Source organism: Caulobacter sp. 05L422 (assembly GCF_056397765.1).
In genome coordinates, this window is the sequence record NZ_JBFTOB010000035.1 from 1 (window position 1) to 13,314 (window position 13,314).

General features: G+C 68.8%; 12 protein-coding genes. 8 read left to right on the forward strand and 4 right to left on the reverse strand.

Annotation, left to right across the window (positions count from 1 at the left end; translation table 11 throughout):
• Positions 1 to 619 precede the first annotated feature (619 nt).
• Positions 620 to 1,060 carry an RrF2 family transcriptional regulator gene (locus AC1DMQ_RS24685; RefSeq protein WP_477036180.1) on the forward strand — a complete coding sequence of 147 codons (441 nt, stop codon included), beginning with the start codon at positions 620 to 622 and terminating at the stop codon, positions 1,058 to 1,060.
• An 84-nt stretch (positions 1,061 to 1,144) separates the two neighbouring features.
• On the opposite strand, the gene AC1DMQ_RS24690 is transcribed toward AC1DMQ_RS24685, so the two are convergent.
• Entirely contained in the window at positions 1,145 to 1,576 is a 432-nt protein-coding gene (locus tag AC1DMQ_RS24690; protein ID WP_029907370.1) for a CBS domain-containing protein, read from the reverse strand.
• A 238-nt stretch (positions 1,577 to 1,814) separates the two neighbouring features.
• On the opposite strand from AC1DMQ_RS24690, the gene hfaA reads away from it, so the two are divergent.
• The 3 genes from hfaA to hfaD are packed head-to-tail and all read left to right on the forward strand — an operon-like array spanning position 1,815 to position 4,450.
• The gene (hfaA, locus tag AC1DMQ_RS24695) at positions 1,815 to 2,291 is read left to right on the forward strand and encodes a holdfast anchoring protein HfaA (RefSeq protein ID WP_477036181.1); all 477 of its coding nucleotides are present in this window, start codon (positions 1,815 to 1,817) and stop codon (positions 2,289 to 2,291) included.
• Positions 2,281 to 3,294 (forward strand): holdfast anchoring protein HfaB, encoded by a 1,014-nt coding sequence (hfaB, locus tag AC1DMQ_RS24700; protein ID WP_477036182.1) that lies wholly within the window; start codon positions 2,281 to 2,283, stop codon positions 3,292 to 3,294. Before hfaA ends, hfaB begins: the two co-directional genes overlap by 11 nt.
• On the forward strand, positions 3,260 to 4,450 hold the full coding sequence (gene hfaD / locus AC1DMQ_RS24705; RefSeq protein ID WP_477036209.1) for a holdfast anchor protein HfaD: 1,191 nt from the start codon (positions 3,260 to 3,262) through the stop codon (positions 4,448 to 4,450). The genes hfaB and hfaD overlap by 35 nt, the downstream gene beginning before the upstream one ends.
• A 130-nt stretch (positions 4,451 to 4,580) precedes the next feature.
• On the opposite strand, the gene AC1DMQ_RS24710 is transcribed toward hfaD, so the two are convergent.
• Positions 4,581 to 5,474, reverse strand: a complete 894-nt coding sequence (locus AC1DMQ_RS24710; protein WP_477036183.1) for a LysR family transcriptional regulator — start codon at positions 5,472 to 5,474, stop codon at positions 4,581 to 4,583.
• A 176-nt stretch (positions 5,475 to 5,650) separates the two neighbouring features.
• On the opposite strand from AC1DMQ_RS24710, the gene AC1DMQ_RS24715 reads away from it, so the two are divergent.
• A complete protein-coding gene (locus tag AC1DMQ_RS24715) occupies positions 5,651 to 6,625 on the forward strand; it encodes a quinone oxidoreductase family protein (RefSeq protein ID WP_477036184.1) in 975 nt (324 codons plus the stop codon).
• Here the strand turns inward: AC1DMQ_RS24715 and AC1DMQ_RS24720 are convergent.
• A complete protein-coding gene (locus AC1DMQ_RS24720; RefSeq protein WP_477036185.1) occupies positions 6,622 to 8,514 on the reverse strand; it encodes a hybrid sensor histidine kinase/response regulator in 1,893 nt (630 codons plus the stop codon). The genes AC1DMQ_RS24715 and AC1DMQ_RS24720 overlap by 4 nt on opposite strands.
• Before the next feature lie 201 nt (positions 8,515 to 8,715).
• Here AC1DMQ_RS24720 and AC1DMQ_RS24725 point away from each other — a divergent pair, with 201 nt between their 5' ends.
• Complete coding sequence (locus tag AC1DMQ_RS24725; protein WP_477036186.1) at positions 8,716 to 11,637, forward strand: M16 family metallopeptidase; 2,922 nt, start codon at positions 8,716 to 8,718, stop codon at positions 11,635 to 11,637.
• Positions 11,638 to 11,788: 151 nt separating this feature from the next.
• Here the strand turns inward: AC1DMQ_RS24725 and AC1DMQ_RS24730 are convergent, their stop codons facing one another.
• A complete protein-coding gene (locus tag AC1DMQ_RS24730) occupies positions 11,789 to 11,926 on the reverse strand; it encodes a hypothetical protein (RefSeq protein ID WP_477036187.1) in 138 nt (45 codons plus the stop codon).
• 70 nt (positions 11,927 to 11,996) lie between these two features.
• On the opposite strand from AC1DMQ_RS24730, the gene AC1DMQ_RS24735 reads away from it, so the two are divergent.
• Complete coding sequence (locus AC1DMQ_RS24735) at positions 11,997 to 12,917, forward strand: LysR substrate-binding domain-containing protein (protein WP_477036188.1); 921 nt, start codon at positions 11,997 to 11,999, stop codon at positions 12,915 to 12,917.
• Between the two features lie 101 nt (positions 12,918 to 13,018).
• Positions 13,019 to 13,228, forward strand: a complete 210-nt coding sequence (locus AC1DMQ_RS24740) for a DUF3126 family protein (RefSeq protein WP_165189514.1) — start codon at positions 13,019 to 13,021, stop codon at positions 13,226 to 13,228.
• Positions 13,229 to 13,314 lie beyond the last annotated feature (86 nt).

The window sequence follows — 13,314 nt, forward strand, 5'->3', positions numbered from 1 at the left end:
AATTCCGTGTCAAACCGTTTTTTGCAAAACCGTCCGAACCAACCCACCAAATCCGCCCCAAAGCAAACCCAGTAGACCGAAGCGACCTTCTAGTGAAAGCCGTCAATCAAGTCAAGCAAGAATTCCAAAGAAACCCTCGAAGAACTTGAAGAGTAATTTCAGAAGCTCTTGCGAACTTTCCTTTCTTACTCTCGGGAGGGCGGTTTCTATTGAAGCCGCCTTTCCCTGTCAATCGGCCTTTTCACTTTTGTCGATGAGCTGGCCGAGGCCGCTTCGAAGGACAAAAGCGCGGCGACGAAGCCCTTGAAGACAGGGTCTTCGCAAATTCGTCACCGAGTCGATTGAGGCTGCGGAACCTAGCGATCCGCCTTTCCAAATGCAAGGCCCGAAGGCCTCGAATTCGTCCGGCGGGCGTTGGCCCCGAAGCGAGGGCGGTGTGTAGCCACCGCCCCGGGGAGTCGCAACCGCAAAAGCGACCCGATCAACCGCACGCATCGCTTTCCCTGTGCGTGGATCTGTGAATGGTTTGGACCCAGGCCCCATATCCGCCGGGGCGACGGCGCTTGCGCTGTCCCCTCCCCTGCCTCCATAGACCTCTGCAATAGGAGGCCCCGCGTCCATGTTGTCCCAGAAAGCGCGCTACGCCCTGCGCGCCATGATCGAACTGGCCCGCGAGAACGGGCAGGTCACCGCCGGCGAACTGGCGATCCGCGCCGACGCGCCGCGCAAGTTCCTCGAGGCCATACTTCTTACACTGTCGCGCCAGGGCCTGGTCGCCAGCCGGCGAGGCAAGTTCGGCGGCTATCTGCTGGGACGCGAACCCGCCGCGATCAGCTTCGCCGAGATCATCCGCCTGGTCGACGGCCCCCTGGCGCTCACCCCCTGCGTCAGCCGCACGGCCTTCCGCCGTTGCGAGGACTGTCGCGACCTGGCGACCTGCGCCCTGCGCGAGGCCCTGCTGCAGGCCCGCGACGCGACGGCGGCGGTGCTGGAGGGCTACAGCCTGGCGGACGCGGTCGCCGGTTCGGGCGCGGAACTGATCGGCGAACCGGCGCGCTGACCCACGCTCTATACAGGCGCCCTATATATAGAGCAGCGGGCGACCCGAATCCGGCCGCCCCGAAAGCCCCGTTCGAATGGGGCCTCAGCCGGCCGCGATATAGGCCTTGAGCCCCTCGGCCTCGGCCTGGGCCTCGCTGATCTTGTACTTCACCAGGTCGCCGATCGAGATGATGCCGGCCAGGCGCTTGCCTTTGCAGACCGGCAGGTGGCGGATCCGGCGATCGGTCATCCGCTCGAGCAGGGCGTCGACCGTCTCTTCCGGCTGGGCGAAGACCACGTCGCGGGTCATGCAGGAGGAGATCGGCTTGGACAGGGCGGCCGCGCCGCCCTCGGCGATCACCCGCACGATGTCGCGTTCGGACAGGATGCCGGCGATCGTCTCGTCCTCCTCGAGCACGACCATCGCGCCGACGCGTCGGGTGTGCAGCAGGGCCGCCGCCGCGCCCACCGTCTCGTTGGGCGAGGCGGTGAAGACGAGGTCGCCCTTGTCCTTCAGGATCTGAGAAACCAGCAAAGCTTAATCCTCCCTGATACTTATTTCGAAGCAGGGTCTCGCAAAGCGGCCCCCTTATCAATGGGCTGGATCACCGGGGAGCCGACGGGGCCGCATATTGTCGCGCCCGTCAAAGGTCGCGCCCTGGAACCGACGAGCTTAACCAAATCGCGAGACCTTCGGGCGTAGACCGAACGCTGTCCGATATTGGCACGGGGGTTGCTAGCCGTCGGACACGTCGGTGTTCACGAGGTTCCTGATGGCTGCGAGTGAGAAGAAACTGCCGGGCGCCGGGCGTTCGCTGGCGATCAGCGCGGCCGTTCTGGCTCTGGCCATGGCCGCGACCGGCCTGGTGCTTTCCAGCCCGGCCCACGCCCAGACCCTCGAGACCAACTCCGCGTCGTTCAACGCCGGCTACGGCCGCGTGGCGGGTTCCGAGAACCACGTGGTCCAGTATTCGACCCGCGACGCCAACGGCAACCGGGTCATCGTCGACGGCGTGATGCTGACCGGCGCGGACCAGAGCGTCTATTCGTCCAGCCACTCGTCGGGGTCGTTGGACAGCTATTCGGGGGTCGGCAGCCTGGGGGGCTACGGCAGCTCCACGGCGATCGGCAACAACCTGACGGTCATCACCCAGGGCAACAACAACACCGTGATCGTCAACTCCAGTCAGATCAACAACGGCAACATCAGCGCCGGAACGAACGTCGGGAAAACGGGAAATGGCCAGTAAGCGCCTCAACCTCCTGCTGGCGGGCGCCTGCGCCGCGCTGAGCGCCTGCGGCGGCGTTCCCAAGTCGATGAGCGACGGCAACTACGCCACGCCGATCGGCTCGGCGCCGGTGACCGCCAACCCGACACCCTACACCGCTGGCCTAGTCTGCCTGGCCCAGTATGCCCGGACCAACCACGTGGTCGCGCCGCGCGTCGCCATCGGCCGCATCGCCGACTACACCGGCAAGGAAGAGTCCGACGGTTCGGGCCGCAAGGTCACCCAGGGCGCCTCGCTGCTGGCCATGACCGCCTTCGCCAAGGCTGGCATGCCGATGGTCGAGCGCTTCGACACCTCGGTGTCGGAGTACGAGCTGAAATACGCCAACAACAAGCTGATCTCCGACAACCCCAAGCCGGGCGCCGACGCGCCGGCCGACTATCGCCGCATCCTGGCCGGCCAGGTCCCGGGGTCGGACTTCTACGTGGCCGGCGGCATCACCGAGCTGAACTACAACATCCGCTCGGTCGGGGCCGACGCCTATATCGGCGACAAGGACACCGACGGGCTGAAGGGCAACTTCCGCCGCCGGGTGTTCGTGATGAACATCGCGCTGGACCTGCGCCTGATCAACACCCGCACGCTGGAGGTGGTCGACGTGATCTCCTACCAGAAGCAGGTGGTCGGCCGCGAGATCAGCGTCGGCGTCTTCGACTTCCTCAACGGCAACATCTTCGACATCTCGGCGGGCCGCGGCGCGCTGGAGCCGATGCAGCTGGCCGTGCGCTCGCTGATCGAGCGGGCCACCATCGAGATGAGCGCCAACCTCTACGGCATGCCGGGTCCGCAGAGCTGCCTGCAGTTCGACCCCTACGCCGGCAACACAGTGGGCGCGACCGGGGCCTTCGTCCCCGCCTACAACAACCTGGGAACCAACAATGCGCAGACCCGCGAAGACCCGTCTCGCTGGAACGATCGCAGCGATCCCAATGTGCGTGATGCTGGCAAGCGGGGTCGCTACTAGCCAGACCACCCAGGGCTCGAACGACCAGTTGAACGTCGGCAATCTTTTCGCCGACCAGACCCTGAACGTCGTCACCGCCGACGAAGGCGTCACCGCCACCACCACGGCCGGGGCCAACACCTTCGGCATGACGGTGGTCAACGCCGACGGCGGCCTGACCTCGAACCAGGTCAACCAGGGCGCGGTCACCGCCCACGGCGTGGTCAATGTCTCAAGCTCCATGGGCGACTCCAGCTCCGTCACCACCACGGCGGTCGGCAACAGCGGCACGGCCACGACGGCCTATGGCACGCTGAGCGGCTTCATGGTCCAGACCAACACCGGCGCGGTCACCGCGCGCAGCCAGATCGAGGGCGAGACCGCCCAGGCCGGCGACGTGATCGAAAGCACCACGGCAGCCGGCAACAGCCAGGGCCTGCTGATGGTCAACGGCTCGATCGGCGCGCGGGTCAGCCAGAACAACCAAGCCGACGTCGCCGCCGACGGCGGGGCCGTGCTGCAGTACGTGGCCGGAACCGCGGTCGTGGCCGGCACCGCCGCGGGCAACAACATCGACCTGACCGGCGCCAACCAGTCCGCCGCGCGGGGGATCACCGACCAGAACAACGGCGCGGCCAATGTCACGGCCACCAAGTTCGCCGCCTACGGCAACAGCAACCTGACCACCACCGGCGCGACCGCCTCGGGCAACAACCTGAACGCCAGCAACGACGGCACGCTGCTGGACGTGGCCAGCCACCAGTACAACACCGCCTATGTGCGGGCCCAGGCCGAGGAAAGCTCGTACCAATTCGGCGGCGCCCAGGCCACGGCCTACGGCGTCGGCAACTCGGTCATGGCCAGCAACGCCAACGGCCCGGGCCTGGTGCTCGACAACGTCCAGGTCAACGACGGCGGCGGGGTCGAGGTGATCGCCAGCTTCGAGGGAACCAGCGGCTACGACGCCGGCGCCAGCGCCACGGCGATCGGCAACGCGGTCAGCGGCTATGCCTGCAACCAGTGCGGCGGCGCCATGACGGCCACCAACAGCCAGTCCAACAATGTCGATGTCAGCGCCCGCTCGACGGTGACCGTCGGCGCCGGACGCTCGGTGGTCGGCATCTCCACGGCGACCGGCAACAACGCGACATTCTCGGTGACGAACAGCGGCTACTAGGACCACCCCAGCGCGTCCGCCCGGCTCGCCAGAAGTTCGCGGCGGTGATGCTCCATCTCGACGCGCATCGCGCCATCCCTAAACACCCTCTCCTCCGGGAGAGGGGTCAAGACGCGGGCCTCTTTGGTCCTTACTCCCGATGCGCCGCGCGGGCCGCGAGGGCGTGGTCGATCACCGCTCGCACCTTCGGCGACAACTGGCGACCGGCGGGATAGAGGGCGTAGAGCTCGCGGTCCGCGACGCGCCAGTCGCCGAACGTCAATTCGGTCAGGTCGGAAAAGCGGTTGGCCAGACCCTTGGGCAGGTAGCCGACGCCCAGGCCCCGGTCCACGGCCAGGGCGCCCAGAGACAGGTCATCGACCGATCCGCCCAAGGCCCGCGGCGCGAAAGTGAAGGTTTCGCCGCTCTTGTCGACGAACCGCCAGCCGTGGATCGGCGGGGTCACCACGGCGGGCAGCCGGACCAGACGGCGCGGATGGTCCAGACTGGCGGCCTCAGGCCAGCGCTCCAGGAAGGCGCGGCTGGCGAACACGCCATAGGGCGCGGCCCATAGCTTGCGGGCCACATGGCGGCCATCCGCCAGCGGAGCCAGTTGGAAGGCGACGTCGACGCCCTCTTCGATCAGGTCAGGTGCGCCATTGGTCAGCCGCAGGTCCATGACCAGGTCGGGATGAGCCGCCGCGAAATCCAGCAGATGCGGCGCGAACTCTTCGTTGCAGACGTGATGGGGCGCGGTGACGGTCAGGCGGCCCGAAAGGCGCGAGTTGCACAGGTCCAGCCCCCGGGCGGCGGCCTCGATCTCATCCATGGCCGTCGCGCATCGGTCAGCGAAGGCGCGGCCGTCGTCAGTCAGGCCGACCGCACGCGTCGTGCGGCGCAAGAGTTGGGTCTTCAACCGGGTTTCCAGGGCCGCGACCCGTCGGCTCACCGAACTGGTCGGCAGGCCCAGGCTTTTGGCCGCCGCCACGAAACTGCCCTCGCGCGCCACCCGCAGAAAGATCGCCACGTCGTCATAACCCAGCATGCGATCTGCCTCCGCCTCGCTTGGATCGAGATCGGCGCCGCGGCAGCTTGGCGCAAGGTTGGGATTATCCCGAATTTGGAAAACAACGCTCCGCGAGCGCCGATTGTCCCAGTCGGTGGCGAACCGCATTTCCCTGGCGTCTCGCGGCCCTCGCGAGACGCCAGGAGTTCAAGTTCATGAAAGCCCTTGTCCAGGACCGGATCGGTTCGCCCCTCGACGTCGTGGAGCTGCGGGATATTCCCAAGCCCGCGCCCGACGCCGGCCAGACCCTGGTGCGGATGGTCGCCGCCGGGATTCATCCAGGCGACTTCTTTTTCACCCAAGCCCTCTATCCAGAAGCCAAGAGGCCGCGATTGCCGGGCCAGGTGGTCGGCAACCACGGCGTGGGGCGGGTGGTTTCGGGCGGCGCGCTGGCGCCGGAAACCCTGGTCGCGTTCAGCGCGGGCCGGGTGTGGGCCGAATACGCGGCGATCGACACGGCCGCGCTGATCCCGCTGCCGGACGACTATCCGATCGACCGGGCCGTCCAGTTGATGCCGGCGATCACCGCGCGCGATCTGCTGACGGCCAGCGAAGTCCAGCCGGGCCAATGGCTGGCGGTGACGGCGGGTCATTCGCTGGTCTCGGGCCTGCTGATCCAGATGGCCCATCGCCGCGGTGTCCGCGTCCTGGCGATCGTGCGCCGTCGGATCGCGGGTCGCGACCTGGAGGCGCTGGGCGCGGAGGCCGTGATCGCGCTCTCGGAACTTCAAGCCCCGCTTGCCGAGGCCGTGCGCATCGCCACGGGCGGGGCGGGTCTGAGCGGCGTAGCCGACGCCGTCGGCGGCGAGGTCCTGACTCAGCTGCTGGACGCCCTGGCTTTCCGCGGACGCGCGGTGATCGTCGGCGCCTACGACCCCGAGCCCTTCAGGACGACCGCCCTGCGGGTGCTGATGGACCTGCAGGAGATCCGATCCTACGTCTATCGCTACTTCTTCGCGCCGCCGCCGCCCGAGGACGCCGCCTATCTGAAGAGCGTGCTCGACGAACTCGCCGATTCGACGGTGGTGGTGCCGATCGCCGGGCGACATCGCCTCGAAGACTTCCGCGCGGCCCTGGAAGAGACCGCCGCGCGCCCGGAGGCCGGCAAGCGCGTACTGGTGTTCGATTAGCTAGGCGGCGTCCCGGCGGACGCGCCCCACAACGCCACCTTGCTCAGCAGCTCGCCGGTGGCGATCGGCTTGGCGATGTGGTCGTTCATGCCGCAGGCCCGGTAAAGCTCGACCTGATGGGCCAGGGCGTTGGCGCTCAGCGCGATGATCGGCACCTCGGCGGCGGGCCCGTGCAGCCGACGGATGGCGCGGGTGGCGCTGACCCCGTCCTGCAGCGGCATCTGCACGTCCATCAACACCAGGTCGTGCTCGCCGCGCGCCGCCAGGGCGACGGCCTCGACGCCGTTGACGGCCAGGTCGACCTGGTGGCCGACCGACCGCAGGATCGCGCCGACCAGCTCGCGATTGGCCTCGTTGTCGTCGGCCAGCAGCACCCGGACACCCGGCGCCGGTGCGTGGGGGAGCGCCTCCTCCGGGGCGGGCCCGCCGTCGGCGGCGACCGGCAAGGGCAGCACGCACCAGAACCGCGAGCCCTGCCCCAGCGTGCTGGACGCCCCGACCTCGCCGCCCATCGCCTGGGCCAGCCGCCGGGTGATCGACAGGCCAAGGCCGGTGCCGCCGAACTGGCGCGTGACCGTGGCGTCGGCCTGGGTGAACCGCTCGAAGACGTGCTCGATCATGTCCTCGGCCACGCCGACGCCGGTGTCGGTGACCGACAGCTCGATCCGGGCCGCCCCGTCCGGACCGTCGTGGTCGAGACATCGGGCCGTCAGGGTCACCGAACCCTCGGTCGTGAACTTCACCGCATTGCCCAGCAGGTTCAGCAGGATCTGACGCAGGCGCTCGGGGTCGCCGACCACGAACCGGGGCGTGTCGGCGTCGACCTGCTTGCTCAGCGACAGGCCCTTGGGCCCGGCCTGGGCCTGGATGATGCCCAGGGCCTGGTCCAGCACGGTCTCCAGCGCGAACGGCCGCGGGTCCAGCTCGACCCCGCCGGCGTCCAGCTTCGACAGGTCCAGCACGTCGTTCAGCGTCGACATCAGGGCCTGGCCGGCGTCCTCGATGCGGCTCAGATAGCGACGCTGCTCGGGGCTCAACGGCGCGTCGCGCAGCAGGCCGGCGAAGCCGATCACGCTGGTCAGGGGCGTGCGCAGTTCGTGGCTCATATTGGCCAGGAACTCTTCCTTGACCCGGGCCGCGGCCTCGGCCCGGGCGTGGGCCACGGCCAGTTCGCGGCGGGCCTCGATTTCGTCGGTCATGTCGACCTGGTTGACCAGCACGCTGACGGCGCCGGTCACCGGATCCAGCGTCCGGCGAGCATCCAGGCCGTGCCACTTCGTCTGGCCGTCGACCACCACCCGGCAGGAGCCGACCCAGAAGCCCCGCTCCAGGGCCGTCTTCCAGATGCCGCTCGCTTCGCACGGGTCGACGAAGACCTGGTCGAACGTCGTCTGTTCGGGAAAGGCGGCCTGGCGACTGGGATTGGCGAACAGCCGGCGGCCCTTGGCGTCGAACAGGCCCACCAACACCGGCGTATGGCGCAGGGCTTCGGTGGCCCGCTGCTCATCGGCCGAGCGGTCGTCGGGCACGGACTCGAACAGCATGGCTTCGCCGCCGTCGCTCAGGGTGATCGCCGAGATCGTCGCCTGCACCGAGACGGGCAAGCCCAGCGGATAGAAGGTCCAGCGCTCGGTCACGGTCTCGCCGCTGGCCACCCTCTGGGCGAGGGCGTCCATGCGGGCCCGCACGGCCGGCGACTGGGCGGAGAAGTCGCGGGCCAGCAGCGCTTCCAGGCTCTCGGCGCCCCACAGGGCCACCGCCGCCGGATTGGCGTAGACCTTGCGCTTGCGCACGTCGTCGAACACCCAGACCGGCCGGCGCAGGCGGTCGAGCCCCGCCGCGTCGAACGGCAGGCCGGCTGGCGCGGACGTGGGGTTGGCGGAGGACATGATCGGGGGCGCTGCTGCGGGGCTTCTTAAGGTAGTCCATCCCGACGACAGTTCGACGTGCATTCGCACGGACCTAATGTCGCACGGCCGACACCCAAGCGTGGCCTTTCCGCCCAACCGACGCCTTGCTTGCGCCACGCGCTCCAGCCAAGGTGCCCGCCTTCCGCCTCCTGACTTCAACGCTCTACTGCAAGGTCGCACATGATCCGCGTTTCGCGCCTGGCGCTCGTTCTCTCGGCCGGGCTCAGCCTTTCCGCCTGCGCGACCGTTTCCAACCTGATGCCCGGCGGGGACGACAAGGCGGCCGCGCCGTCGTCAGCGCCCAAGGCGGCCGCGACGCCCGCCGCGTCCGGCGCCGTCCCGACCATCGACCAGGTGAAGCCCGGCCAGTGGCCGCAGGCGGTGTCTGACGTCGCGCCCGATCCGCGCGTGCGGTTCGGCGTGCTGTCCAACGGCATGCGCTACGCGATCCAGAAGAACGCCACCCCGCCCGGCCAGGCCGCCCTGCGCCTGTGGTTCGACGCCGGCTCGCTGGACGAAACCGACGAGCAGCAGGGCCTGGCCCACTTCCTGGAGCACATGGCCTTCAACGGCTCCAAGAACGTGCCCGAAAACGAGATGACCAAGATCCTCGAGCGCCACGGCCTGGCCTTCGGCGCCGACACCAACGCCTCGACCAATTTCAGCGAGACCACCTATCAGCTGGACCTGCCCAAGACCGACGACGACACGGTCGACACCTCGCTGATGCTGCTGCGCGAGGCGGCCGGCGAGCTGACCATCGCCCCCGAGGCCGTCGACCGCGAGCGCGGCGTGGTGCTGTCGGAGGAACGCACCCGCGACAGCCCCGGCTATCGCGTGTTCGTCAACACCTTCGGCTTCCAGCTGGAAGGCCAGCGGCCGCCCCAGCGCCTGCCGATCGGCAAGACCGAGATCCTCAAGACCGCCCCGGCCCAGACCATCCGCGACTTCTACCAGGCCTGGTACCGGCCCGAGAACGCCGTGGTCGTGGCCGTCGGCGACTTCGACGTCGACGCCATGGAGGCCAAGATCAAGGCCCGGTTCGGCGACTGGAAGGGCCTGGGCAAGCCGGGCGTGAAGCCGGACCTGGGCCCCGTGGCCAAGCGCGGCCTGACCGCCAAGGTGCTGGTCGAGCCCGGCGCCCAGACCTCGGTCCAGATGGCCTGGATCCTGCCGCCCGACCTGGAGCTGGAGACCCGCGCCAAGGACAAGGAAGAGCTGGCCAAGGCCCTGGGCTTCGCGGTGCTGAACCGCCGGCTGCAGGTGCTGACCCGGTCGGACAACCCGCCGTTCATCGTCGCCATGGCCGTGCAGAACGACCAGGAGCACGCCGCCGACATCACCACCCTGGCCGCCACGGTCCAGCCGGGCCACTGGAACGAGGCCCTGACCGCGCTCGAACAGGAACAGCGCCGCATCGTGCAGTACGGCGTGCGCCAGGACGAGCTGGATCGCGAGATCGCGTCCATGCGCGCCGGCTTCGTGGCCGCCGCCGCCGGCGAGGCCACCCAGCGCACCACGGCCCTGGCCGGCGGAATCGTCGGCACGCTGGGCGACCGCGAGGTCGTCACCAGCCCCTCCCAGAACCTCGTCGTCTTCGACGAAGCCACAAAGGGCCTGACCGCCGACAAGGTCTCGGCCCTGCTGAAGGACCAGTTCGTCGGCTCCGGCCCGCTGATCGTCATCCCGACCCCGACCGCCATCGAGGGCGCGGAAAAGGCTGTCACCGACGCCTACGCCGCCTCGGCCAAGACCCCGGTCGCCGCCCCGGCCGCGCCGGGCGTCACCAACTGGCCCTATGCCAGCTTCGGTCCCAAGGGCGCGGTCGTCGAGCAGAAGGACGTCGCCGACCTGGACGCCGTCTTCGTGCGCTTCGCCAACGGCGTGCGCCTGACGGTCAAGCCGACCAAGTTCCGCGACGACCAGATCCTGGTGAAGGCCCGGATCGGCCATGGCCTGCTGGACCTGCCCGCGAACAGCCAGAGCCCGATGTGGGCCGGCTCGGCCTTCATCGAGGGCGGCCTCAAGCAGATCAGCACCCAGGACATGGAGCGGGTGCTGAACGGCAAGGTCTACAACGCCGGCCTGGGGGTCGAGGACGACGCCTTCAGCCTGTCGGGCCGCACGCGTCCGGAAGACTTCGACACCGAGCTGCAAGTGCTGGCGGCCTACGCCACCGAGGGGGGCTGGCGGCCCGAAGCCTTCAACCGCATCAAGACCTATTACGGCTCGATCCACGACCAACTGGAGTCCACCCCCGGCGGCGTGATGGGCCGCGACCTGGGCGGGCTGCTGCACGGCGGCGACGGTCGCTGGACCTTCCCCAGCCGCCAGCAGATCGCCGCGACGTCGCTAGACCAGCTGAAGACCACGGTCTCCGGCCCGCTGGCCGCCGACTCCATCGAGGTGGTGATCGTCGGCGACATCACGGTCGACAAGGCCGTGGCGGCGGTGGCCCAGACCTTCGGCGCCCTGCCGACCCGCGCCGACACCCCCGCCCCGGCCGGGGCCGAGAAGGCGCCGTTCCCCGCCCCCTCGACCACCCCGATCGTCCGCACCCACAAGGGCCGGGCCGACCAGGGCCAGCTGTTCATGGCCTGGAAGACCGACGACCTGTTCAGCGATCTGCAGCGCGCCCGCAACACCCAGGTCCTGGCCCAGGTGATGCAGCTGCGCCTGACCGACGAGCTGCGCGAGAAGCAGGGGGCGACCTATTCGCCCTCGGCCTCGGCGACTGCCAGCGTGGCCTTCACCGGCTGGGGCTATCTGGCGGTCAGCGTCGAGACCCCGCCCGACAAGATCGACGGCGTCGTGGCCAGCATCCGCAAGATCGCCGCCGACCTGCGCGACAAGCCGGTCAGCGCCGACGAACTGGAACGGGCCAAGAAGCCGCGCATCGACCAGATCGAGAAGGCCCGCGAGACCAACGAATACTGGCTGGGGGCGCTGTCGGGCGCCCAGACCGACCCGCGCCTGCTGACCGCCACCCGCTCGGTGATCGCCGGCCTGCAACGGGTGACGATCGCCGACGTCCAGAAGGCGGCCCAGACCTTCCTGGGCGACGACAAGTCGTGGACGATGATCGTCAAGCCGGAGAAATAACTCTCAAATGTGATCCGCTCATCCCGGCGAATGCCGGGACCCAGATGGAATGGCTTTGAGTCTGACGCCAAGAGCACTKAACTTTTCCAACCCGCCACACCGCTATGGGATCTGGGCCCCGGCATTCGCCGGGATGAGCGGAGCTTTGGGGTTACCGACAAGCGATCTGGTGAACCTGATCCCCCGGTCCCTCGCCCTTCGGCGCGGCCAGGGCGCCGTACGCCACCAGGCCCCAGACCGCCAGAACGGCCAGCCATTGCACGGGGGTGACGGGAGAAGGTCGGTTCATGCCCCCGTATCCCCCGGTTGCCCTTCCTAGAATAACGACTTATCAGGCGGCATCTGTGAGGTTTCATCACATGGCCGCCCGCTCGCTTCCGCCGCTCAACGCCCTGCGCGCCTTCGAGGCGTTCGGTCGGCGCGGCCGGATGACTCTGGCGGCCGACGAGCTGTGCGTCACCCACGGGGCCATCAGCCGCCAGATCCGTCAGCTCGAGGACCACCTGGGCGTCGCGCTCACAGAGGGGCCGCGCAACCGCCTGACCCTGACCGAGACCGGCCTGACCCTGGCCCAGGCCCTGACCGTGGCGCTGGACCAGATCGAAGCCGCCCTGCCCCGGCCCGCCGGCGGCGACGGGACGCTGGTGGTCTCGTGCCTGCCGACCTTCGCCATGAAGTGGCTGATCCCGCGCCTGCCCGGCTTCGTGGCCGCCCATCCCGAGATCCAGGCGCGGATCGTGGAGTCCAACGGGCCGTTCGACTTCCGCGCCGACGGGGTCGATCTGGCCATCCGCATGCGCCTGCCCGACGCCCCGCCCTCGACCGACGCCGACGTCACGCCGTTCCTCAAGCACTATGTCGGTCCCGTCGCCTCGCCCGACCTCGCCGCCCAGGTCCACGACTTGGACAGCCTGGCCCGCCCGCCGCGCCTGCACACCCGCACCTTCATGGAGGCCTGGGCCGAATGGGAGGCCGCGGCGGGCGTCACCGTGTCGCCGGCGGCGGTGAACCGCGAGTTCGACCACTATTTCTACATGCTGGAAGCGGCCGCCGCGGGCCTGGGCGTGGCGCTCAGCCCGTTCGCCTTCGTAGAGAACGACCTGCGGGCCGGACGCCTTGTCGCGCCGCTGGGCTTCGTCCCCGGCCACGCCGGGGTCTGCGCCCTGACGCCCAAGGGCAAGGCCACCCAGGCGGCCCGCCGGTTCCGCGACTGGCTGGTCGTCCAGGGCGCGGCAACGGCCCCGCCGTCCGACATCGGAACCGGGTTCTCAACAAGCTGAGCCGCCTTCGGACGCAAAACCCCTTACACTTTGCGCTGACGCCCTCTAGTTTCCGCCGATCCCCCGCGCCCCGCGCGCCCCATCGATATCAGGAGCCCGTCATGGACGCCGCCACCATCGCCAAGCTCGAAGGCCATCTGAAGCGCACCTTCGGCAACCCGCACATCGCCCTCAAGGCCCGTCCCAAGCAGAAGGATTCCGCCGAGGTCGAAGTGGCCGGCGAATTCATCGGCGTCATCTTCCAGGACGAGGACGAGGACGGCTCGTTCATGTTCGAGATGGCGATCCTAGCCGAAGACCTGGAAGGCTAGTCCGGCTTTCGACTTGCCCCCACCTGGCGGCTTCGCCGCCTGTCCGCCCCCATTGGGGGCGGAGGACGCCGCGCTCAAGAACCTCT

Excerpts from the sequence above, each read along its gene's own strand:
- AC1DMQ_RS24685 (WP_477036180.1), top strand. The coding sequence starts at position 620 with ATGTTGTCCCAGAAAGCGCGCTACGCCCTGCGCGCCATGATCGAACTG.
- hfaA (WP_477036181.1), top strand. The coding sequence starts at position 1,815 with ATGGCTGCGAGTGAGAAGAAACTGCCGGGCGCCGGGCGTTCGCTGGCG.
- hfaB (WP_477036182.1), top strand. The coding sequence starts at position 2,281 with ATGGCCAGTAAGCGCCTCAACCTCCTGCTGGCGGGCGCCTGCGCCGCG.
- hfaD (WP_477036209.1), top strand. The coding sequence starts at position 3,260 with ATGTGCGTGATGCTGGCAAGCGGGGTCGCTACTAGCCAGACCACCCAG.
- AC1DMQ_RS24710 (WP_477036183.1), bottom strand. The coding sequence starts at position 5,474 with ATGCTGGGTTATGACGACGTGGCGATCTTTCTGCGGGTGGCGCGCGAG.
- AC1DMQ_RS24715 (WP_477036184.1), top strand. The coding sequence starts at position 5,651 with ATGAAAGCCCTTGTCCAGGACCGGATCGGTTCGCCCCTCGACGTCGTG.
- AC1DMQ_RS24720 (WP_477036185.1), bottom strand. The coding sequence starts at position 8,514 with ATGTCCTCCGCCAACCCCACGTCCGCGCCAGCCGGCCTGCCGTTCGAC.
- AC1DMQ_RS24725 (WP_477036186.1), top strand. The coding sequence starts at position 8,716 with ATGATCCGCGTTTCGCGCCTGGCGCTCGTTCTCTCGGCCGGGCTCAGC.
- AC1DMQ_RS24730 (WP_477036187.1), bottom strand. The coding sequence starts at position 11,926 with ATGAACCGACCTTCTCCCGTCACCCCCGTGCAATGGCTGGCCGTTCTG.
- AC1DMQ_RS24735 (WP_477036188.1), top strand. The coding sequence starts at position 11,997 with ATGGCCGCCCGCTCGCTTCCGCCGCTCAACGCCCTGCGCGCCTTCGAG.
- AC1DMQ_RS24740 (WP_165189514.1), top strand. The coding sequence starts at position 13,019 with ATGGACGCCGCCACCATCGCCAAGCTCGAAGGCCATCTGAAGCGCACC.